Annotated in this window: 16 protein-coding genes and 1 pseudogene; 5 read left to right on the forward strand and 12 right to left on the reverse strand. The window is 72.2% G+C overall.

Features of this window, described 5'->3' with window-relative positions:
- Nucleotides 1–248, forward strand: a 248-nt coding sequence (locus K4G64_RS23895) for a hypothetical protein (protein WP_221758068.1), incomplete at its 5' end; no start/stop codon positions are given.
- A 220-nt stretch (nucleotides 249–468) separates the two neighbouring features.
- Here the strand turns inward: K4G64_RS23895 and K4G64_RS23900 are convergent.
- Nucleotides 469–1,476, reverse strand: coding sequence for a stage II sporulation protein M (locus tag K4G64_RS23900; protein WP_221758069.1), 1,008 nt, complete (start codon nucleotides 1,474–1,476; stop codon nucleotides 469–471).
- Nucleotides 1,477–1,605: 129 nt separating this feature from the next.
- Here K4G64_RS23900 and K4G64_RS23905 point away from each other — a divergent pair, with 129 nt between their 5' ends.
- A complete protein-coding gene (locus K4G64_RS23905) occupies nucleotides 1,606–2,565 on the forward strand; it encodes an RDD family protein (protein ID WP_221758070.1) in 960 nt (319 codons plus the stop codon).
- Nucleotides 2,566–2,603: 38 nt separating this feature from the next.
- Here the strand turns inward: K4G64_RS23905 and K4G64_RS23910 are convergent, their stop codons facing one another.
- Together K4G64_RS23910 and ahcY are read right to left on the reverse strand one after the other, a co-directional pair.
- A complete protein-coding gene (locus tag K4G64_RS23910; protein WP_221758071.1) occupies nucleotides 2,604–3,218 on the reverse strand; it encodes a hypothetical protein in 615 nt (204 codons plus the stop codon).
- A 133-nt stretch (nucleotides 3,219–3,351) separates the two neighbouring features.
- The gene (gene ahcY / locus K4G64_RS23915) at nucleotides 3,352–4,809 is read right to left on the reverse strand and encodes an adenosylhomocysteinase (protein ID WP_221758072.1); all 1,458 of its coding nucleotides are present in this window, start codon (nucleotides 4,807–4,809) and stop codon (nucleotides 3,352–3,354) included.
- A gap of 517 nt (nucleotides 4,810–5,326) precedes the next feature.
- Here ahcY and K4G64_RS23920 point away from each other — a divergent pair.
- Both K4G64_RS23920 and lepB read left to right on the forward strand, forming a co-directional pair.
- A complete protein-coding gene (locus tag K4G64_RS23920) occupies nucleotides 5,327–7,441 on the forward strand; it encodes a fructose-specific PTS transporter subunit EIIC (RefSeq protein WP_221758073.1) in 2,115 nt (704 codons plus the stop codon).
- A gap of 106 nt (nucleotides 7,442–7,547) precedes the next feature.
- On the forward strand, nucleotides 7,548–8,234 hold the full coding sequence (lepB, locus tag K4G64_RS23925) for a signal peptidase I (protein WP_221758074.1): 687 nt from the start codon (nucleotides 7,548–7,550) through the stop codon (nucleotides 8,232–8,234).
- 127 nt (nucleotides 8,235–8,361) lie between these two features.
- Here the strand turns inward: lepB and K4G64_RS23930 are convergent, their stop codons facing one another.
- From K4G64_RS23930 to K4G64_RS23960, 7 genes and pseudogenes are all read right to left on the reverse strand, one after another.
- The gene (locus K4G64_RS23930; RefSeq protein ID WP_221758075.1) at nucleotides 8,362–9,342 is read right to left on the reverse strand and encodes a cation diffusion facilitator family transporter; all 981 of its coding nucleotides are present in this window, start codon (nucleotides 9,340–9,342) and stop codon (nucleotides 8,362–8,364) included.
- Between the two features lie 152 nt (nucleotides 9,343–9,494).
- Nucleotides 9,495–10,646: a mannose-6-phosphate isomerase, class I gene (manA, locus tag K4G64_RS23935; RefSeq protein ID WP_221758076.1), complete on the reverse strand. Its 1,152-nt coding sequence runs from the start codon at nucleotides 10,644–10,646 to the stop codon at nucleotides 9,495–9,497.
- A gap of 54 nt (nucleotides 10,647–10,700) precedes the next feature.
- The gene (locus K4G64_RS23940) at nucleotides 10,701–11,828 is read right to left on the reverse strand and encodes an SIS domain-containing protein (RefSeq protein ID WP_221758077.1); all 1,128 of its coding nucleotides are present in this window, start codon (nucleotides 11,826–11,828) and stop codon (nucleotides 10,701–10,703) included.
- 111 nt (nucleotides 11,829–11,939) lie between these two features.
- Complete coding sequence (locus K4G64_RS23945; protein WP_221758078.1) at nucleotides 11,940–12,110, reverse strand: Trm112 family protein; 171 nt, start codon at nucleotides 12,108–12,110, stop codon at nucleotides 11,940–11,942.
- 69 nt (nucleotides 12,111–12,179) lie between these two features.
- On the reverse strand, nucleotides 12,180–13,544 hold the full coding sequence (locus K4G64_RS23950) for a phosphomannomutase/phosphoglucomutase (protein ID WP_221758079.1): 1,365 nt from the start codon (nucleotides 13,542–13,544) through the stop codon (nucleotides 12,180–12,182).
- A 102-nt stretch (nucleotides 13,545–13,646) separates the two neighbouring features.
- Nucleotides 13,647–13,922, reverse strand: a pseudogene (locus tag K4G64_RS23955) (L-lactate permease); the annotation flags it as partial.
- A gap of 115 nt (nucleotides 13,923–14,037) precedes the next feature.
- Nucleotides 14,038–14,460: a DUF3499 domain-containing protein gene (locus tag K4G64_RS23960; RefSeq protein WP_031110158.1), complete on the reverse strand. Its 423-nt coding sequence runs from the start codon at nucleotides 14,458–14,460 to the stop codon at nucleotides 14,038–14,040.
- 294 nt (nucleotides 14,461–14,754) lie between these two features.
- On the opposite strand from K4G64_RS23960, the gene K4G64_RS23965 reads away from it, so the two are divergent.
- Complete coding sequence (locus K4G64_RS23965) at nucleotides 14,755–15,210, forward strand: metallopeptidase family protein (RefSeq protein ID WP_078885356.1); 456 nt, start codon at nucleotides 14,755–14,757, stop codon at nucleotides 15,208–15,210.
- Nucleotides 15,211–15,260: 50 nt separating this feature from the next.
- Here K4G64_RS23965 and K4G64_RS23970 read toward each other — a convergent pair whose 3' ends face one another.
- Both K4G64_RS23970 and K4G64_RS23975 read right to left on the reverse strand, forming a co-directional pair.
- On the reverse strand, nucleotides 15,261–16,793 hold the full coding sequence (locus K4G64_RS23970) for a DUF5719 family protein (RefSeq protein WP_221758080.1): 1,533 nt from the start codon (nucleotides 16,791–16,793) through the stop codon (nucleotides 15,261–15,263).
- Nucleotides 16,790–20,485 carry a glycosyltransferase family 2 protein gene (locus K4G64_RS23975; RefSeq protein ID WP_221758081.1) on the reverse strand — a complete coding sequence of 1,232 codons (3,696 nt, stop codon included), beginning with the start codon at nucleotides 20,483–20,485 and terminating at the stop codon, nucleotides 16,790–16,792. The genes K4G64_RS23970 and K4G64_RS23975 overlap by 4 nt, the downstream gene beginning before the upstream one ends.
- Nucleotides 20,486–20,586 lie beyond the last annotated feature (101 nt).

The following is a 20,586-nucleotide window of genomic DNA, read 5'->3' on the forward strand; positions in this document are numbered from 1 at the left end:
TCGGTGATCCGATGGACGGGGTATCAACATATCTGGCGTTGACTTTTGGCACGCTGTTGAGTTCTCAAGGAACGGTCGCTTCCTTTGTACTCACCCTCTCGGGCTTTCCTCCGGGCTTCCCTTCGGTCTTGCGTTTCCGACTCTATCAGATCTTTCCGATCCGATTTCCTCGGTGCTTTCCAGGTTCCCGCTTTCGCGTTTCCCTTTCCGGCGGTTCCGACTTTATCAGAAGTTTCGGGCCGGACTGACCGGCCGCTCATTTCCGATTTATCGGGAGTGGCTTCAATGAAATCAGCGTTTCAAGAAGCAGATAGATGTTCACTGTGGCCGGTCTGGGACTAGAGCCCATCTCCAGGCAACTGTTCGAATCTACCTCCCCGCACGCGCCGTGTCAACGGCTCCTGTGGGGCGAAGAGGAGACTAGCAGTTGAACGGAGGTGGTCGCACATCCGCCGGTCGGCGGGACGATCAGGCGGCGGTGGGGACGCTCGCGCTGCGTTCCGCCGCCTCTACGTCACCTGTCTCCCCGGCGCGGGCCGCACGGCCACCCAGGACGTAGACGTAGACGAGGAAGGCGACTTCGGCGGCGATCCCGATGGTGATGCGGGCCCAGGTGGGGAGGCCGGACGGGGTGACGAAGCCTTCGATGGCGCCGGAGACGAAGAGGACGAGCGCGAGACCGATGGCCATGCCAATGGCGGCCCGGCCCTCTTCCGCGAGAGCCGTACGGCGCGTCCGGGGGCCCGGGTCGATGACCGTCCAGCCCAGGCGCAGGCCGGTGCCGGCTGCGACGAAGACAGCGGTCAGTTCGAGGAGGCCGTGCGGGAGGACCAGGCCCAGGAAGGTGTCGAGGCGTCCGGCCGAGGACATCAGGCCGATGCCGACACCGAGGTTGAGCATGTTCTGGAAGAGGATCCAGAGGACCGGCAGCCCGAGGAACACCCCCAGGATCAGGCACAGGGCGGCGGCCCAGGCGTTGTTCGTCCAGACCTGGGCGGCGAAGCTGGCGGCCGGGTGGCTGGAGTAGTACGTCTCGTACTGGCCGCCGGGGCGGGTGAGCTCTCGGAGTTCGCTGGGGGCCGCGATGGAGGCCTGGACTTCGGGGTGCGTGCCGATCCACCAGCCGAGGAGGGCGGCGACGGCCGTCGACAGGAGCGCTGTGGGCCCCCACCAGTGGCGTGCCTTGTACACGGCCGCCGGGAACCCCTGGGTCAGGAAGCGGGTGACGTCCCGCCAGGAGGCGCGTCGGGTGCCTGTCACGGCACTGCGCGCGCGTGCCACGAGTTGGCTCAGCCGTCCGGTCAGCTGCGGGTCCGGGGCGCTGGACTGGATCAGGGAGAGGTGCGTCGCCGTGCGCTGGTAGAGGGTGACGAGTTCGTCCGCCTCGGCGCCGTTGAGGCGGCGCTGGCGGCGGAGGAGGGCTTCGAGGCGGTCCCACTCCGCTCGGTGGGCGGAGACGAAGACGTCGAGGTCCATCGGTGTGCCTGCTCCTCGGCTGGGTCGTCGGAGGCTCGTCGTGGATCAGCTTGTCGTACTGCGGCGCGATGCGCCCTCAGCTTGGCAGACTGGCCCTGTCGGGGGCAGGGCAGGGGAAGGACGGCGGGCGTGAGTGAGCTGGTGACGGGCGAGGCTGTGGCGTTGGAGCTGCGCCCCGCGAGGCTGCCCAGCAGGGCGCTGGCCGTGCTGCTCGATCTGGTGGCGGCGATGGCGGTCTATGTCGCGGTGACCATCGTGCTGGTCACCTCCACGGCCTCGCTCGACGAGGCGGCTCAGACGGCGCTGTCGATCGCGACGTTCGTTCTCGTGCTGGTGGGCGGGCCGATCGCGGTGGAGACGCTCAGCCACGGGCGGTCGCTCGGGAAGATGGCGTGCGGCCTGCGTGTCGTGCGGGACGACGGGGGGCCGATCCGCTTCCGGCACGCGCTGGTGAGGGGCTTGATCGCGGTGATCGAGATCCTCATGACGTTCGGGATCGTCGCCTGCATCGCCTCGTTCGTGTCGGCGCGTGGGCGGCGGCTGGGGGATGTGTTCGCGGGCACGCTCGTCGTGCGGGAGCGGATTCCGGTCACGCGGACCGGTTTCGTGCCGCCTCCTCCGCCGTGGCTGGCGGGGCGGTTCTCGGGGCTCGATCTGTCGGCTGTACCCGACGGGTTGTGGCTGGCCGTCCGACAGTACCTGACGCGCATGCAGCAGCTGGATCCGCAGGTGGGCTCGTCGATGGCGGAGCGGCTGGCCTCGGATCTGGCGGAGCGTACGGGGGCTCCGGTGCCGCACGGCGTGCCGCCGGCGGCGTATCTGGCGGCCGTGGTGCAGGAACGGCAGGCGCGGGAGGCCCGGCGGGCCTTCGGAGGCGATGCGGCCCGGGCGGCCACGCCTGCCGCCGTTCCGGCGACGCATGGTCCTGCCGCCTCGCCCGAGGCTCGTGGCGGAACTCCCGCTGTCTACGAGCCGCCGGTCGGTGCGCCTGAGGTGGTCTCCGAGCCGACCGCTGTGGAACAGCCCGCGGAGTCACCGGCGGGATCGGCGGGCCGACGGCCCGGCACCGGATTCGTGCCTCCGGCCTAGTGGAGCCCGGGGCCTGCCATCCCTGCACGGCTGTCTGCTCAGGGGAACAGCGACGGCGGTGATTCCAGGTCTTCGAGCTCGATGCCCGGGCCCGCGAGCACCACGTCCCCGGCGATGTGCACGGTGTGCTGCTCGCCCGTGTCCAACGCTGTGACCTGGTATTCGTCCACGGCCAGGGGGGCGTTGTCAGTGGCGTGTGCTTCGCTCTTCACCAAGGCCCAGGACTGGTCCACGGTGCGGGGGGCGAGGACCGGGTCCGTGAAGGCGACGAGGCGTACGCGGGTGGCGGCTGCGGAGGGGGTGAGGCGCAGGAGTCGGGCGGTGGCGACGAGGAACGCCGGGGAGGTGCCGGTGAAGGCGTGGGCGCGCACATTGCCTTCGGTGGCGTCGGTCCCGGTGGGGTCGGTTCGGACCCAGGTGACTCCGTCGAGGGCGGCGCCGCGGACCTGCCAGGCGGCGGCGTGGAGTTCGAGGCGGATGGGGCGGCCCAGTTCGTCGAGGGTGAGGTCGACGGAGCCGTGGTGATCGCCTGCGGGGGTGGTCAGCTGGGAGACGTAGCGCCAGCCGGAGGGGCCGGGGGCGCACTGGAAGTGTTCTTCTGCGAGGGGGGTGTGATCGTGCGGATCGTGGAGCGAATAGCGGCCGCGGGGCATGGGGGTCCTGGGTCTTGACGGGCTGGGCCGGTCCTGGCCGGTCCGTCGAACGGGGCAGGCCCCCGGCACGGGGGTGCGGGGGCCTGCCTCGGAAATCCGACCGGTTGCGAACGCGGCAGCGGTGCTGCTCGGCTCAGTAGCGGTAGTGGTCCGGCTTGAACGGGCCCTCGACCTGCACGCCGATGTACTCGGCCTGCTCGGGGCGCAGCGTCGTCAGCTTCACGCCGAGCGCGTCGAGGTGGAGGCGGGCGACCTTCTCGTCGAGGTGCTTGGGGAGCACGTAGACGCCGGTCGGGTACTCATCGGGCTTGGTGAACAGCTCGATCTGGGCCAGGGTCTGGTCCGCGAAGGAGTTGGACATCACGAACGACGGGTGGCCGGTGGCGTTGCCCAGGTTCAGCAGGCGGCCCTCGGACAGGACGATGATCACCTTGCCGTCGGGGAAGGTCCAGGTGTGGACCTGCGGCTTGACCTCGTCCTTGACGATGCCGGGGATCTTGGCGAGGCCGGCCATGTCGATCTCGTTGTCGAAGTGGCCGATGTTTCCGACGATGGCCTGGTGCTTCATCTTGGCCATGTCCGAGGCCATGATGATGTCCTTGTTGCCGGTCGTGGTGATGAAGATGTCGGCCGTCTCGACGACGTCTTCGAGGGTCGCGACCTGGTAGCCGTCCATCGCGGCCTGGAGGGCGCAGATCGGGTCGATCTCGGTGACGATCACGCGAGCGCCCTGTCCGCGCAGGGACTCCGCGCAGCCCTTGCCGACGTCGCCGTAGCCGAAGACGACCGCGGTCTTGCCGCCGATGAGGACGTCGGTGGCGCGGTTGATGCCGTCGATGAGCGAGTGGCGGCAGCCGTACTTGTTGTCGAACTTCGACTTGGTGACGGCGTCGTTGACGTTGATCGCCGGGAAGAGGAGGACGCCGTCGCGCTGCATCTCGTACAGACGGTGGACGCCGGTCGTGGTCTCCTCGGTGACGCCGCGGATCTCCGAGGAGAGCTGGGTCCACTTCTGGGGGTTCTCGCCCAGGGTGCGGGTCAGCAGCTCGAGGATGACGCGGTGCTCGTCGGACTCGGCGGTGTCGGGCGAGGGGACCTTGCCGTCCTTCTCGTACTCGACGCCCTTGTGGACGAGGAGGGTGGCGTCGCCGCCGTCGTCCAGGATCATGTTGGGGCCGCCGGTGGGGCTGTCCGGCCAGGTCAGCGCCTGCTCGGTGCACCACCAGTACTCGTCCAGGGTCTCGCCCTTCCAGGCGAAGACCGGGACGCCCTGGGGGTTGTCCACGGTGCCGTTCGGGCCGACGGCGATGGCGGCGGCCGCGTGGTCCTGGGTGGAGAAGATGTTGCAGGAGGCCCAGCGGACCTGGGCGCCGAGGGCGACGAGGGTCTCGATGAGCACGGCGGTCTGCACGGTCATGTGCAGGGAGCCGGTGACACGGGCGCCGGCCAGGGGCTGGGCCTCGGCGTACTCCTTGCGGATCGCCATCAGGCCCGGCATCTCGTGCTCGGCGAGGGTGATCTCCTTGCGGCCGAAGGCGGCCAGGGAGAGGTCGGCGACCTTGAAGTCCTGTCGGTTGTCGACAGTCGTCATTGCGAGCTGCTCCTCGGGGTTGGGGCGAGGTGGATACGGCTGGTCTGCGCGGCGGCGGACACAGGGGTGCCCGAAAGAGGACACAGGCATGCCCGCGTGCGCGCAGCGCAGTCCGTCGGAGGCCCTCTCTCCCTCGGCCGGTCCGCGGTGGGACCGCCCGACCGCCATCAGCAGCGACGTCTGGCTCCGTCCCAAGCTACACCGCAAGGCCGGGCCGCCCCCAGTCCGCCTCCGAACGGATCTGGCCATGGAGGCGGTGTTGCCCGCGGGGCACCGGCCTCTGCGGGAGTGCGGCGGGCGCGGGGGTCGGTGGGGTTTGTGGTCGAGGGGCGGAAGCGATAACAGGACACCAACGAAGGCGGCGGCAGGAGGTGTCGAAGCGGGATGAGCAGGGATCTTCTGGCCTTTGCGTCTGGAGCGAGGTGGTGCAGGATGCCCGGGAGTTCTGAACAGCTGATCGATCCTGCGGGGCGTCCGGGACGCCGATTCCGCATGACAAAGGCGTTAGGAGATCGACGTGACCAGTCCGGTCGGCCCTCCCCCCACGGGCAGCGGCGATGGCGAGCAGCAGCGGTTGAAGCTGCTCGCGGTCACCGCCTGCCCGACCGGCATCGCCCATACGTACATGGCGGCCGAAAAGCTCGCCCTGGCTGCCGAGAGTCGCGGCATCGACATGAAGGTGGAGACGCAAGGATCCATCGGGGCCGAAAACGTCCTCGATGACAACGATGTCAAGAATGCCGACGGCGTCATCGTCGCCGCGGACAAGGACGTGGACCTGAGCCGCTTCGCCGGCAAGCGGGTCCTGACGGTCGGGGTCGACGAGGGCATTCGACACCCCGAGCAGCTGATCGAGCGGGTGCTGTCTGCGCCCGTGCACACGGGAGGGGGCGCCCGCACGGCCTCCGCGGCCGGTGGCGGCAGGGAGCGGAGCGTCGGATACAAGGCGCTGATGAACGGGGTCAGTTACATGATCCCGTTCGTCGTGGTCGGGGGGCTGCTGATCGCGATCTCGCTCTCGATCGGCGGGCACGCCGACCCCTCGGGTGGTCTGGTCATTCCGAAGGACTCCTTCTGGATGGATGTGAACAACATCGGTGTCATCGGCTTCACGCTGATGGTGCCGATCCTGTCCGGCTACATCGCGTACGCGATCGGGGACCGGCCCGCTCTCGTGCCCGGCATGATCGGCGGCTGGATCGCCAATACCGGTGAGCTGTACGACTCCAAGGCGGGCGCCGGCTTCATCGGGGCGATCGTGACCGGGTTCCTCGCCGGGTATCTGGTGGCGTGGATCAAGAAGGTCAAGGTCCCGAAGTTCGCGCAGCCGATCATGCCGATCATCGTGATCCCGATCGTGGCGACGACGGCCCTGGGGCTGTTCTTCATCTACGTCATCGGCAAGCCGATCTCCTGGGTGTTCGAGCACCTGACGGACTGGCTCAGCGGGATGACCGGCACCAGCGCGATCCTGCTCGGCGCGATTCTCGGGCTCATGATCGCGTTCGACATGGGCGGGCCGGTCAACAAGACGGCGTTCCTGTTCGGGGCCGGCCTCATCGCGACCGGCAACCAGACGGTCATGGGCATGTGCGCGGCCGCGATCCCGGTCATGCCGCTCGGGCAGGGCCTGGCCACGCTGATACGGAAGCGGCTGTACACCGAGCAGGAGCGGGAGACCGGGTTCGCCGCACTGTTCATGGGGTGCTTCGGCATCTCCGAGGGTGCGATCCCGTTCGCGGCGGCGCGCCCCACGCAGGTCATCCCCGCCAACATGCTGGGTGGCGCGGTCGCCGGTGCGATCGCCGGGGCCGCCGGGGTCGAGGACGCGGTGCCGCACGGCGGGCCGATCGTGGCCGTGCTGGGTGCGGTGAGCGGGGTGCCGATGTTCCTCGTGGCCGTGGCGATCGGTTCGGTTGTCACCGCACTGGTCACGGTCGCCCTGGTCGACCTGAGTGAGCGCAGGCGGCGCGGGGAGGCACTCGGCGGAGTCGGCGCCCCGGTCGGGCCCGAGCCGGCCCTGGTCGGCGTGGGAGCCGGAGCGCCGGGCAGCGGCGATGTCGTGGCGGAGCGGACCGTACGCGCGGCGGAGCCGGTCGGCGCGTCCGTGTCTTCCGAGGAGGCGGTGGCTCCCGGGAGCGCGGGTCGCGCTCCCGCCGGGGAAGCCGGTGTGGGCGAGGTGCTCTCCGGCTATCTCACCCGGCAGACCGTGCGGGTCGCACTCGGTGCCGGTGACAAGGAGTCCGCGATCCGGGAGATGGGGGAGCTGCTGGCTCGTACCGGCAGGGTCGCGGACGTGGAGGAACTGGTGGCGTGTGCGCTGCGCCGGGAGGCGCAGGGTACGACCGGGCTCGGCGACGACATCGCGATACCGCACGCCAAGACGGACGCGGTGACGGAGCCGGTGGTCGGTTTCGCGCGGTCCGCGGAGGGCGTCGAGTGGGGATCGCCGGACGGTACGAAGGCGAGGCTGGTGTTCATGATCGCCGTGCCGGAGGCGGCCGCGGGTGACGAGCATCTGCGGATCCTGGCGGTGCTGTCCAGGAAGCTGATGGACGTCGGGTTCCGGGAGCGGCTGCTGGCCGCGTCGGACGCGGACACCCTGCTCGGAGTGCTGCGCGAGGTCGGATAGCGGGCGGCGGGGTCCGCATCCGGCATCGGGAGCGGACCCCGGCCGGGCCCCTTGCGGGAAGCCGTTAGGCTCTGCGCCCGCGGAGGGACCGCATGGGGAGGAACACATGTCCGGCAAGGGGCGGGGACTGGGGATCGCAGCCGTCGTGGTGGGGCTGGTGGGGCTGCTGTCGGGGCTCGGTGGTTTCGTCGGTGCGCGCCAGGGTTTCGGCGGCTCGGTCGTGCCGGGCGAGAGCATGAAGCCGACGCACGGACCGGGCGACCGGGTCGTCTTCGAGCGGATCGGCGGGAGCGACGTACGGCGCGGGGACGTCGTGGTGTTCTCGGCGCCGGACCGGTACGGCTTCGACCAGTTGGTGATGGCAAGGGTCATCGGTGTGGGCGGCGATCACGTGACGTGCTGCGGGGGGACGGGTGCGGACACGCGTATCGCCGTGAACGGAAAGCCGCTCCGGGAGCCGTATCTGGAGAACCCGGAGGCCAGCCGTGGGTTCGTCACTCCCGCCTACGACGTGCGGGTCCCGGAGGGCCGGCTCTTCATGCTGGGCGACCATCGCGCGAACGCCCGTGACGCGCGGGCCTTCCTCGACGACCGGGGCGGGACATTGCCGGAGTCGGTGATCCGGGGACGCGTGATCGATGACTACACCGTGCCGGTGGTGCTCGGGTCGGCGATGGTGCTCGGTGCCCTGGCGGTGCCGACCGGGGTGGGGCTGGGGATCGCCGCCGTGGTCGTGCGGCGGCGGGCGCGGAGCGTGGCGGTGGCCCCGACGCCGTGGGGCGTGCAGGGCTGAGGAGCCTGGCCTCGGGGACAGGGGCCTGTGAACCCGGACGCAGCCGAAGCCCCCGTACAAGCCCCTGGGGCCCGCCGATGTGGTTCGGCGGGCCCCAGGGGCGTTCGTGCGGTGTTTGTGACAGACGTCAGTGTTCGGCGTCGCTCGGCGTCGGTCCCCCGGGCGTGGCCTCGGGGTCGGGGCCCTTGGCGGCTTCCCGCTCGCTGTAGATGTCCGGTTCGAGGTAGATCACGCGGGCGATCGGGACGGCGTCGCGGATGCGGGCCTCGGCGGCGTCGATGGCGGCGGCGATCTCGGTGGCCGTGTCGTCGTGCCGGACGGCGATCTTGGCGGCGACGAGGAGTTCCTCGGGGCCGAGGTGGAGGGTGCGCATGTGGATGACGCGGGTGACGGTGTCGCCGTCGACGACGGCGGCCTCGATCTTCCGGGTCTCCTCGAGGCCGGCGGACTCGCCCAGCAGCAGGGACTTGGTCTCGGCGGCCAGGACCAGGGCGATCAGGATGAGCAGGATGCCGATGCAGAGGGTGCCGATGCCGTCCCAGACGCTCTCGCCGGTGAGGAGGGCGAGGCCGACGCCGCCGAGCGCGAGGATGAGGCCGACGAGGGCGCCGAGGTCCTCCAGGAGGACGACGGGGAGCTCGGGGGCCTTCGCGTGGCGGACGAAGTCCTTCCAGGAGCGGCCGCCGCGCAGGGGGTTGGACTCCTTGATGGCCGTCCGGAAGGAGAAGCTCTCGGCGATGATCGCGAAGACCAGGACGCCGACGGGCCAGTACCAGTGCGTCAGCTCGTGGGGGTGCTTGATCTTCTCGTAGCCCTCGTAGAGGGCGAACATGCCACCGACCGAGAAGAGGACGATGGAGACCAGGAAGGCGTAGATGTAGCGCTCGCGGCCGTAGCCGAAGGGGTGTTGCGGGGTGGCCTCGCGCTTCGCCTTCTTGCCGCCGACCAGGAGCAGTGCCTGGTTGCCGGAGTCGGCGACGGAGTGCACGGACTCGGCGAGCATCGATGACGAGCCGCTGAAGAGGAACGCCACGAACTTCGCTACCGCGATGGCGAGGTTGGCGGCCAGTGCCGCCACGATCGCCTTGGTTCCGCCTGACGCGCTCATATGTCCGCGTTGTCCCTTCGTACGCCGTTCCAGGGCCCGGGCGCCCGCCTTGAGGCGCGCCCGTGGCTTTGCCCGTGCTTGACGGTGGGCCATTGTTGCAGCCCGCCGCCGCAGCGGTGAGTCAGGTCACCGGCACAGGGCCGTCCAAACGGTCAGGCGACGACGGTGGCCCGGAAAAGCGTTCCCGTTCCGGACACTTCGGCCTTTTCGCCGGCCGGGACGAAGACGGACTCGCCGGGGGTCAGGTCGTGTTCGCCGGCCCGGACGGTGCCGGCCGTGCAGAGCAGGATCTGCGGGGTCGGGCGGGTGAGGTCGTGGGCGGCGCCCGCCTCGGGGAGGACGTAGCGGGAGAGGCGGAACTCGTCGGTGGGGGTCTCGTAGACCTCCTCGCCGTCCGGGGAGGCCTCGGGGCGCAGGACGCCGGGGTCGCTGGGGAGGAAGCGGACGATGCGCAGGAGTTCGGGGACGTCGACGTGCTTGGGGGTCAGGCCGCAGCGCAGGACGTTGTCGGAGTTGGCCATGATCTCGACGCCGAGGCCGTCGAGGTAGGCGTGTGGCACGCCGGCGCCCAGGTAGAGGGCCTCACCGGGCTGGAGCCGGACGTGGTTGAGCAGCATCGCGGCGATGACGCCGGGGTCGCCCGGGTAGTGGTGGGCGATGTCGGCGTAGGGGGCGTAGGCGCCGCCGAGGCGGTCGCAGGCGGCGGCCGCTTCCGTGACGGTGCGGGACATCTCGTCGGGGTCGGCGGTGAGGATAGCCGTGAGGACTTCGCGCAGGGCGGCGTCCTCGGGGTGGGCGTGCAGCAGGTCGACGTAGGGCTTGAGGGAGTCGACGCCGAGGTCGTCGAGGAGGGCCGCGGCCTGAAGCGGGTCGCGGAAGCCGCACAGGCCGTCGAACTCGGTGAGGGCGCAGATCAGTTCGGGCTTGTGGTTGGCGTCCTTGTAGTTGCGGTGCGGGGCGTCCACGGGGATGCCGCGCCGCTCCTCGTCCGCGTAGCCCTCCTTGGCCTGCGCGAGGTCGGGGTGGACCTGGAGGGAGAGCGGGGCGCCGGCGGCGAGGATCTTGAGGAGGAAGGGCAGCCGGGGGCCGAACCTGGCGACGGCGGCGGGTCCGAGTTCCTTCTCGGGGTCGGCGTCGACGACCTCGACGAGCGTGCCCCGGTCGGTGCGCGAGGGTGCGCCCGGGTGTGCGCCCATCCACATCTCCGCCTGCGGCCGGCCGGTCGGCTCGACGCCGAGCAGCTGCGGGATGGCGGTCGGGGAACCCCAGGCGTAGGGGCGGACGGTGTTGTCGAGGCGGTCCATGGCGTTCTCTCTGGGTGTGCGGGGCGCGGGCGCGTCAGGCTGTCCCTGGCAAGATCAGGCCCTCGAAGCGAGCGCCAGGTAAACCGCGGCGAAATCCGTGATGGCGATCAGTTCCGCGAGGGTCTCCAGTTCGCCGCCGGCCTCCGGTTCGAGCTCGCTGATCGGTGTGTCGTGGCTGAGGGCGAGTTCGCGGGCGCCGGGGGCGGCGGTGAGGCCGCCGATGGGGCGGTCGCGGAGCAGGACCACGCGCGCGTGCAGGGCGGGTGGTTCCTCGACGCGGTCGCGGAAGAAGTCGTCGGGGTCGGCGCTGGCGGCCAGCGGGCCGGCGAGCAGCGCGCTGTGGGCGGCGAGGGCCTCGGGGAGTTCGGCGACGACCGCGGGGGTGCCGGACAGCTCGGCGAGGGCCGCGGCGAAGCGGCGGCCGGCCGGGCCCGCCGAGATGCCCTCGGTCCAGACGACGGGGAGCGCGTCGGAGAGTTCGGCGGCCAGGGTCTTGGCGGCGTTGCTGTACGTGGCGATGGCCGGGCCGCAGCGTTCGGCGACGAGGTCGAGGCGGTCGGCGACCTTGCCGAGGGCGTCCGGCGGGGCGGCGAGCACGCCCGTGCGGTCCAGGAGCGCGAGCAGCGGGGTGAGCAGGGCCCACAGGACACCGGGGGCGGATGCGGCGAGGGGCTCGTCCTGGTCGTACGGCGCGGTCGCCATGGGGACGAACAGGCCGTGCACACCGGCGAGGGCCTCGGCGAGGGGGGTGTGGGCGGGAGCCACGGCCACGACGGTGCAGCCCCGGCGGTAGGCCTGCTCGGCGAGCAGGGACAGGCCGGGTTCGGTGCCGTCCGGGGTGGTGATCAGCAGGAGGTCCACGGAGCCGACCCAGCCGGGCAGTTCCCAGCGCAGGGCGCCCGCGGCCGGGGCGACGCCGGTGGGGGCGAGCCGGGTGACCGGGCTGCCGGCGCCGGCGAGCGTGCCGATGAGGTCGGCGGCGTGGGTGGCGGCGGCACCGGGGCCGGCGATGAGGACCGCGCGGGGGCGGCCGTCCGGCTTGAGGTCGCCCACGCCCGCCTCGGCGGCGTGGCGGGCCGCGGTTCGGACACGGGCGCCTGCTTCTGCGGCGCCGCGGAGCAGTCCGCGGTGGTCGGCCTCGGCGAGGCCCTCCGGGGAGTCGAGCAGCGATTCGTCGAGCATGGGCGGCAGCTTCCCATCGCCGGGGTCTGTTGTGAGGTGTCCTGGATCGTGCCCGCTGTGCCGGGGGCTATGTGCACCGGGGTGTCACGGGGGTGGGTGCGCCCCGGCCGGTCACGCGGGGCGGCGGGCCTCGTCGACGAGCAGGACGGGGATGCCGTCGCGGACGGGGTAGGCCAGGCCGCAGCTGGTGTCGGTGCAGATCAGTTCGCTGTCCTGCTCCGTGAGGGAGGCGTGACAGGCCGGGCAGGCGAGGATCTCGAGGAGGCCGGATTCGAGGGGCATAGGGGTTCCTTCGAGGTGCGGGCGCTTGGGGTCGTGCCTGGTCAGATTACCGCCGGTGGGGGCGGGGCCTCAGCCCCTGATGATCCCCAGCACCTCGTCGCGCACCCGGGCCATCGTCTCGGCGTCGCGCGCCTCCGCGTTCAGGCGGAGCAGCGGCTCGGTGTTGGACGGGCGGACGTTGAACCACCAGTCTGCGGCGGAGACCGTGAGGCCGTCGAGCTCGTCCAGGGTGATGCCCTCGCGGGCCCCGTACGCGGTGCGGATCGCGGTGAGGCTGGCCTGCTGGTCGGCGACCGTGGAGTTGATCTCCCCGGAGCCGGCGTAGCGGTCGTACTGGGCGACGAGCGAGGAGAGGGGTCCGTCCTGGCCGCCGAGGGCCGCGAGGACGTGGAGGGCGGCCAGCATGCCCGTGTCGGCGTTCCAGAAGTCGCGGAAGTAGTAGTGCGCGGAGTGCTCGCCGCCGAAGATCGCGCCGGTGCGGGCCATCTCGGCCTTGATGAAGGAGTGGCCGACGCGGGTGCGGACCGGGCTGCCGCCGTTCTCCTCGACCACCTCGGGGACCGACCAGGAGGTGATCAGGTTGTGGATGATCGTGCCCTTGCCGCCGTGCCGGGCCAGCTCGCGGGAGGCGACCAGGGCGGTGATCGCCGACGGGGAGACCGGCTCGCCGCGCTCGTCGACGACGAAGCAGCGGTCGGCGTCGCCGTCGAAGGCGAGGCCCAGGTCGGCGCCCTCCTCGCGGACCCGCTTCTGCAGGTCGACGAGGTTGGCGGGGTCGAGGGGGTTGGCCTCGTGGTTGGGGAAGGTGCCGTCCAGCTCGAAGTACATCGGCACCAGGGTCAGGGGCAGGCCGGCGAAGACCTCGGGGACGGTGTGCCCGCCCATGCCGTTGCCGGCGTCGACGACGACCTTCAGGGGGCGGATGGCGGTCAGGTCGACCAGGGAGCGCAGGTGGGCCGCGTAGTCCGACAGCGTGTCGCGGCCGGTGATGGTGCCCGCCTTCGCGGCCGGCTCCGGGGCGCCCGACTCGCTCCAGCCCTCCACCAGTTCACGGATCTCCGTCAGGCCGGTGTCCTGGCCGACCGGGGCGGCACCCGAGCGGCACATCTTGATGCCGTTGTACTGCGCCGGGTTGTGGGAGGCCGTGAACATGGCGCCCGGGAGGTTCAGCGCGCCCGAGGCGTAGTACAGCTGGTCCGTCGAGCAGAGGCCGATCTCCGTCACGTCGGCGCCCAGGGCTGCCGCCCCGCGCGCGAAGGCACGCGACAGGCCCGGTGAGGAGGGCCGCATGTCGTGCCCGGTCGTGATGGCGCTCGCGCCGGTGACCCGCACGAAGGCCGCCCCGAAGAGCTCGGCCAGGGGCTCGTCCCACTGGTCGGGGACGACCCCGCGTACGTCGTACGCCTTCACGACCTGCGACAGATCAGCAGCCACGGCCAACCTTCCTGAAAAAGTACTGTCGGTCCGCCCAAACTACCCTCGCCCACCGACAACGCGCCGGGCGGACGCCGGAAGACCCCCAGCCGTAACCTCAGGTCAGGGCAACGTCCAGCCCAGGACCGGCCTGCTCTGGCCGACCACGATCAGGCACATCACCCGCAGCAGGCCCAGGCTCCAGGGCGGCACCTTGCGCAGCAGGTCGCCCTCGCGGCCCGCGAGTCCGACGGCCGCGCACGCGATGGTGAGGTTCTGCGGGGAGATCATCTTGCCGAGGACGCCGCCGGAGCTGTTGGCGGCGGCCAGCAGCTCGGGCGAGAGTCCGGACTCGCGGGCGGCGGTCACCTGGAGGGCGCCTAAGAGGGCGTTGTCGTACTTCCCGGAGTTCGAGGCCGGCATCACCGACCCGCGCAGCCGGGCCAACGGAATGGTCATGTCCGCGCCAAGCTCGCGTCATTGGATGCGCGCGTGGAGAAACCGAGGGGACCGGTCAGTTGTCGGGCGAACGCAGGACGCGCAGATGCCCGCGCCGCGCGACTTCCCGCGGGTCGGCCCCACGGCCCCCGCCGCCCGCCTCGGCCGCCCGCTCCTGAGGGCGGGCCGCCTCGCGCACGGCGTTCGCAAGCGCTTCCAGGTCGTCGCCGCTGGGGCGGGCCGGGGCGGAGCCGTCGAGAAGCCGGACGACCTCCCAGCCGCGCGGGGCGGTGAGGCGCTCGGAGTGCTCGGCGCACAGGTCGTAGCAGTGGGGTTCGGCGTAGGTGGCGAGCGGGCCGAGGACCGCGGTCGAGTCGGCGTAGACGTACGTCAGCGTCGCGACGGCGGGACGGCCGCAAGCGGTGCGCGAACAGCGACGTACAGGGCTCACGACGTTGGACGGTACCGCACTCTTGAGCGGGCCGCGACGACTCTCCACCAGGTCACTCCCCCGTGTCGTGCTGTGAAGCACCCCACACACTCTTTTGAGCGCACCTTTCTGACCTGGCAGGACATCACCGTCCGAGGTGTCGAACGGTCCGTCAAGCGGTCAACAGTCGTCATAAAACCCTCAATTGCCATGAGGTCACCGGTCTCGTCGGGATACGGATTTGAGCCCAACCTTGGCTTGAATGGTCATGTAACGACATGGCGCGTGGCGCGGCCGGAAGCCGTCCGTGCCGCAGTGCGGTGCCGGGCACGGGGGCGCGGCGGGGACTACGCTTCACCAGTGATGGACAAGCCCGTAACGCCCCGTGCCGCCGCCCCCGGGCCCCGCCGTCGTGATCGCCACGGACGGGGCATGCGCGGCCCGATCGCACCGCCGCAGGTGCCGCTCGCCGCGAGCCGCGCGGAGGCGTTCGCCGATCTGGTGCAGGACTCCGTGGAGCGCCTGGAGCGGCGGTGGCCGCAGCTCGCCGACATCGATTTCCTGGTCCTGGAGGTGCCGCGGCTGGACGGGCCCGGCCAGGCGTGGAACGACGAGGCCGTTCCGCTCGGCGGCACGATCAGCGCGCGCGAGGGCCGACCCGCGCGCGTGGTCGTCTACCGGCGGCCCGTCGAGATCCGCACCAAGGGGCGCGACGAGCGGGCGGCACTGGTGCACGAGGTCGTCGTGGAGCAGGTCGCCGAGCTGCTCGGGCTGACGCCGGAGACGGTGGATCCGCGGTACGGCGAGGACCAGGGCTAGGCGGTACGGCGGGGTTCGCCGGGCCGGAGGTGTCCTCCGGCCCGGCGAAGCTACTTCTGGAGAACCGACAGGTCCTCGTCCGCCTCCGGCACCGCCACCGTCCCCCGGTCGTCCGGCAGTGTCTGCACGGTGAAGGCGGGGACGCCGTCCTCGCTCGCCGTCAGGGTGCGGGCCCCGTAGACCGGGCCGCCGGAGACCGGCTCGACCGTGAGCGCGTAGGTGCCCTTCAGGCCGCCGGGGACCGGGGGCTCGATGTCCTGGGTCGTGCCGGCCTTGATCGTGTACGTCTTCGACACCGGAGTGCCGCCCTCGCTGCCGGCCGAGGCCGTGACCTTGACCGTGGCGGCGGCGCCGGGGGCCGTCAGGGACAGGGTGCTGCCCTTGCCGCTGTTGTCGGCGGACGTCGCGCGCGTGCCGACGGGGCGGGTCGCCGGGATGAACGCCGTCTCCTGCTTGTCGCCCTTGCCGCGTACGACCCGCAGGGCCGCCACGACCGGCACGGACCGGTCCGTGGGGGTCAGCACCAGGGAGCCCGCTTCGCCGCGGGTGACGTCGCCCAGGTCGACGGCGGTGGTCATGCCGCCCTTGACGTGCACCGTCTCGTGCCCGGCCGGGGTGATCGGCCCGGAGGGGGAGGCGAGGCGCACCTTCAGGTCCGCGTCGGCGTCGCCCGGGGTGAGGGCGACCAGGCGTACGGAGGTGGCGTCCTTGGGGATGCCGGGCAGGACCAGGCTGCCCGACGGGTCCGTGGACGCGGCCAGCCAGTCGCCGCCGAGCCTGTCGTCCAAGGCCTGCACGGCGGCGCCGACGCGTCCGCTGCGGACGTTGACGTGCACCGTGAGGTTGGTCTGCCGCTCGCCGGTGAGGGTGGACAGCAGGACCGGCTCACTGGAGTGCGGCGGGATCGTGATGCCCTCCCCCACCTCGGACTTCAGGGCGCCGTCCTTGCCGTAGAGCTCGATGTCGACCACGGCGGCCGAGTCGTCGGGGTTCGTCAGGTGGACGTAGTCGGTGCGGTCGGCGTCCGTGCTGGCGCCGGGGAACCAGAAGTCCGTGTCCGGAGCCGTGCAGTTGACGCCCTGCAGGCCGCGTCCGGTCCCCGCGGCGACCTCGGTCGTCTCCTGGACGGTCCAGCCGGGCGCGAACCTGCCGTCCGCGGTGCCGACGCGGGCGGGTGCGTCGCCGCCGGAGCTGTCGCCGGTGACCGGCTTGCCGGGCTCCTTGGGAGTCAGCACGGGCTTGACGGGCTTGTTATCGCCCGACTTCCCGCCGTCCTTGCCCGTGCCCTTGTCCTCGCCGTCGGCCGGGGCGTCGGCCGACTCCTCGTCCGCCTCCCGGAGTTCGGCCTTGCCGCCGCTCCCGGTGCCCTTCGTGACGGGCGTGAAGGAGGTGTAGGACGTCTCGGCGAGGTCGGACGTACTGGGCGCCGGGCACAGCAGGCTCGTACGCTCCACGGGCAGTTGGGCGGCCGCCTTGGCGGCGGTGTCCGTGCCCGGGGCGTCCGGGGCGGACAGCGCGGCGAAGCCGGTGACGGCGGCGAGCGCGGTCGTGCCGGCGATCAGGGACAGGGTGGTGCGGTTCACTGCTGGCTCCCGTCGGGACGCTCACTGCCCGTGCCGTGGGGGTGGTGCTGCTGCGCCGGGTCGTACGGCGTGCCGTAGCCCTGCTGGTAGGACTGGTCGTAGCCCTGCTGGTCGTACGGCGGGTTCTGCCCCTGCCCCTGCCCCCCGTACGCGTACGGGTCGTACTGGCCGCCCTGGTAGGGGTCCGCCTGGTACTGCTGCCCGTAGGCGTCCGCCGGGTACGGGGTGTTCTGGTACTGGTCGCCGTAGCCCGCGTACTCGCCGGGCTGGTAGCCGGCGTTGTCCCTCCCCCAGGCTCGAACATCCTCGCCCGGGGGGACCCCCACCCCGTGGTTCTGCTGCTGGGGCACCGCCGCCGGCGGCTGCTCCGGCTGCGGGGGCGGGAACTCCTCGGGGTCCGCGCTCTCCTCGGCCTCGGCCTCCGCCTGGGCGCGCAGGCGGCGGGCGCGGCGGCCCTCGCCGGCGACGGCCTGAGCCGGAACGGCCGGCTCATCGGGGAGGTCGTCGTCGATGTCGCGGCGCCGGCCGGGCAGGGCGAGCACGACCAGGACGACGGCGAGGAGGCCCTGGGCCCACAGCCAGGCCGTGTGGCCGATCGGGTCGTCGTAGGTGACGTCCAGCCGGCCGCCGGTGGCGGGGAGTTCGAAGCCCTGGGCCCAGCCGTCGACCGTGGTGCGGGTCAGCGGCTTGCCGTCGAGCGTGGCGGACCAGCCGTCGGAGGCGGTGTCGGCGAGGCGCAGCACGCGTCCGCCGGCGCCGGTCGGGATCGTGGTGTGGATGTCGACGGGTCCGGCGGCGACGGGCTTCGGGGTGCCGGAGGCGGGGACGATCATGGCGCGCGCGACCTCACGGTTGACGCGCCACAGCGCGCCGCCCGCCTGCTGGCTGAGCCGGGTCAGGCCGGGTGTGGCGTCCAGAACGCGGGTGACCTCGCGGGGCGCGCCCTGGTGGACGAGGACGTAGCGCACGGCGAAGCCGCCGAGCTGGTCGGCCTGGTCGGCACCGGAGCCCGCTACCAGGTTGGCGACGACCTTGTCGAGCCTGCCGTTCTCGCCGTCGGCCGCGGCGATCTCGCCGTCGCCGAGGCGGGCGCCGGAACCGCGGACCAGCATGTAGCCGACGCGGGCGCCGGAGTCGCTGTCGAGGACGAGGGTGCGGGCCTGGTCGCGGGTGCCGCTCTCCTCGGCGACGAACGCGGGGACCTGGGTCGGGTCGCGCCGCTCCAGGGGGCCGTCGGCGCCGCGGATCATCCAGCCGGCGGCGATGAGCAGCGGACCGGCGGCGGAGGCGAAGGCGATCAGCACGGCGACCGGCTGGCGCCAGCCGAAGCTCTGCTCGGCCACGCGCGCGCGTGCCCCGTCGGCGCCGAGCGCGGCGGCCGCGAGGAGCGCGATGCCGTAGACGAGGGTCGCCGGGCCGGCCCAGGTGGAGTTGTTGGACAGGACCGCGAAGACGAAGCCGGTCAGGGCGACCGCCCAGGCCGTCCAGATGCCCGACTGGCGCTCCGAACGGACCAGGGCGGCGAGGGCGGCGAGCACGATGCCGATGAGCATGAGGCCGCTGACGGTGCCGGGGCCGCCCGGGCTGGCGCCGAGGAGGTCGACGGGTGAGGCCGCCGAGGGGTCGTACGCGAGGCCCGCTTCCTTGAGGAAGCCGAACGGGAGCAGCGTGAGCGACCAGGGCGCGAGGAGCAACAGGGGGGTGCCGAGCTGGGCGAGGAACCGCAGCCCGTAGGCCGTGATGTCGCTCCGGCGCAGCACCAGCAGTCCGACGCCGAGGAGCAGCGCGATGGGCCAGACGATCGGCGTGAAGGCGGTGGTGATGGTGAGCAGCAGCGCGTAGGCCCAGGTGGCTCGCCAGCTGCCGCGGGCTCCGGAGGAGTTCGTCAGGCCGCCGGCCGCGATGCCCGCGCGGGCGATGAGCGGCAGCAGCACGGCCAGGACGGCGGTGCCGATGCGGCCGCCGGCGAGGGCGCCGGTGGCGGCGGGCAGGAAGGCGTAGACGACGGCCGCCCAGGCGCGCAGCAGCCGGGACTCGACGAGCGGGCGGGAGGCGAAGTAGGCGGCGACGCCGGCCAGCGGCACCGAGCAGACGAGCAGGACCGTGACGGCCAGGCCGGTCGAGCCGAACAGCAGGGACGCCAGCATCGCCACGAGCGCGACGTACGGCGGCGCGGACGAGGTGCCGCCGGCGCCGACCGGGTGCCAGGCGTCCAGATAGCGCGACCACAGCTCGCTCGAGTCGGCGGGGGCGGGCAGCAGGGCGCCGCCCGCGAGCGCGCCGCCGCCGAGGAGCTGGCGGCAGGCGACCAGGGAGACGAGCAGCAGCACCAGGAAGAGGACCGGGCCGGGCTTGCGCGCGATGCGCTTGAGCCGGGCGAACTGCTCGATCTCCAGGAAGTCGGCGTCGTCGCCGCCGGGGCCCGACTCGACGGCGCTGCCGTGCCGTCCGGCGCCGGCCGCGGCCTCCGGGTCGGAACGGCCGACGAGGCTGCTCGCGACCTGCTCGACGGTGACGCGGACGGTCGCACCGGGCGGCGGGAACAGCGCCCGCATCTCGCCCTTGTCGATCTGGGGTGCGCCTCTGCCGCGACGACCGGCGAGGATCCGCTCGGGCCGGAGCAGGGTGCCCATCAGGCCCCGGATCTCGTCGACGGCCTGCCCGGGAACCTTGCCGACGAGGTAGGCCACGGTGCGCAGCAGCGTGCCGAGCACGATCCGCAGCATCACCCAGGGGAGCACGGCCGTACGCGAGTTGACGAGCAGGGTGTAGACGGCGCCGGCCTTGTCGACCTTGTGCGGGGAGGCCGCCGTACGGCCCATGCAGTCGACCGTGCGGCGCTCGCGGCTGGACGCCTCGGCGTGCCGGACGACCGCCTCGGGGGCGACCAGGACGCGGTAGCCGGCGGCGTGGGCGCGCCAGCACAGGTCGACGTCGTCGCGCATGAGGGGCAGGTGGCGGTCGAATCCGCCGAGCTGCTCGAAGACGTCGCGGCGGACGAGCATGCCGGCGGTGGACACGGACAGCACGGGCCGGACGTGGTCGTGCTGGCCCTGGTCCTGTTCGCGGCGGTCGAGGCCCGTCCAGCGGCGGCCGGAGTTGGCGATGGAGACGCCGACCTCCAGCAGCTGCCGCCGGTCGTACCAGCCGCGGAGCTTGGGGCCCACGACGGCCACGTCCTCGCGGCCCAGCTCGTACTCGTTGTCCACGACCCGCAGCAGCTGGGCCAGGGCGTCGGGATCCGGGGCGCAGTCGTCGTGCAGCAGCCACAGCCATTGCACCGGCTCGCCGTGCGGCAGCTCGGGCAGGTCGTAGGCGTCGTCGCGCCACGAGCGGGTGACCGGGTCCCAGCCGCTGGGGCGCTTCAGGTACGGCAGCTCGTCCGGGGTGAGGACCGGGGCGACGCGGCCGCACTCCTCGACGGCCTGGCCGAAGCCGGTGCGGCGGGCGAGGTGCAGCACGCGGTCGGCGCCGAGGGCGTCGGTGACCAGCTGGGCGGAGGTGTCCGCGCTGCCGGTGTCGGCCCCCATCGCGAACTGGACGGGCCGCTCCTGGCCGAGCAGTCCGGCGAGCGCGTCGGGCAGCCAGCGGGCGCCGTCGTGGGAGACGAGGACCGCGGTCACCACATGACGCGGGAACTCAGGTGTGGCAGCGGTGTCGTGATGAGCTGCCGGGTGGCTGTGCACGGACATCGAGGTACGGGCCCCGGTTCGGTGGACTGCGGTGGACGCCTGCGCCCGGTGGGGGCGGCGGGGCGTCTCGGACGAGCGACCACACTATCGGCTGCACGGAA

This window comes from Streptomyces sp. WAC04114 (assembly GCF_019733245.1).
GTDB lineage: Bacteria > Actinomycetota > Actinomycetes > Streptomycetales > Streptomycetaceae > Streptomyces > Streptomyces massasporeus_A.

Bases quoted from the DNA above. Each gene is read 5' to 3' on its own strand.
- K4G64_RS23900 (WP_221758069.1), bottom strand. From the start codon at position 1,476: ATGGACCTCGACGTCTTCGTCTCCGCCCACCGAGCGGAGTGGGACCGC.
- K4G64_RS23910 (WP_221758071.1), bottom strand. From the start codon at position 3,218: ATGCCCCGCGGCCGCTATTCGCTCCACGATCCGCACGATCACACCCCC.
- ahcY (WP_221758072.1), bottom strand. From the start codon at position 4,809: ATGACGACTGTCGACAACCGACAGGACTTCAAGGTCGCCGACCTCTCC.
- lepB (WP_221758074.1), top strand. From the start codon at position 7,548: ATGTCCGGCAAGGGGCGGGGACTGGGGATCGCAGCCGTCGTGGTGGGG.
- K4G64_RS23930 (WP_221758075.1), bottom strand. From the start codon at position 9,342: ATGAGCGCGTCAGGCGGAACCAAGGCGATCGTGGCGGCACTGGCCGCC.
- manA (WP_221758076.1), bottom strand. From the start codon at position 10,646: ATGGACCGCCTCGACAACACCGTCCGCCCCTACGCCTGGGGTTCCCCG.
- K4G64_RS23940 (WP_221758077.1), bottom strand. From the start codon at position 11,828: ATGCTCGACGAATCGCTGCTCGACTCCCCGGAGGGCCTCGCCGAGGCC.
- K4G64_RS23945 (WP_221758078.1), bottom strand. From the start codon at position 12,110: ATGCCCCTCGAATCCGGCCTCCTCGAGATCCTCGCCTGCCCGGCCTGT.
- K4G64_RS23965 (WP_078885356.1), top strand. From the start codon at position 14,755: ATGGACAAGCCCGTAACGCCCCGTGCCGCCGCCCCCGGGCCCCGCCGT.
- K4G64_RS23975 (WP_221758081.1), bottom strand. From the start codon at position 20,485: ATGTCCGTGCACAGCCACCCGGCAGCTCATCACGACACCGCTGCCACA.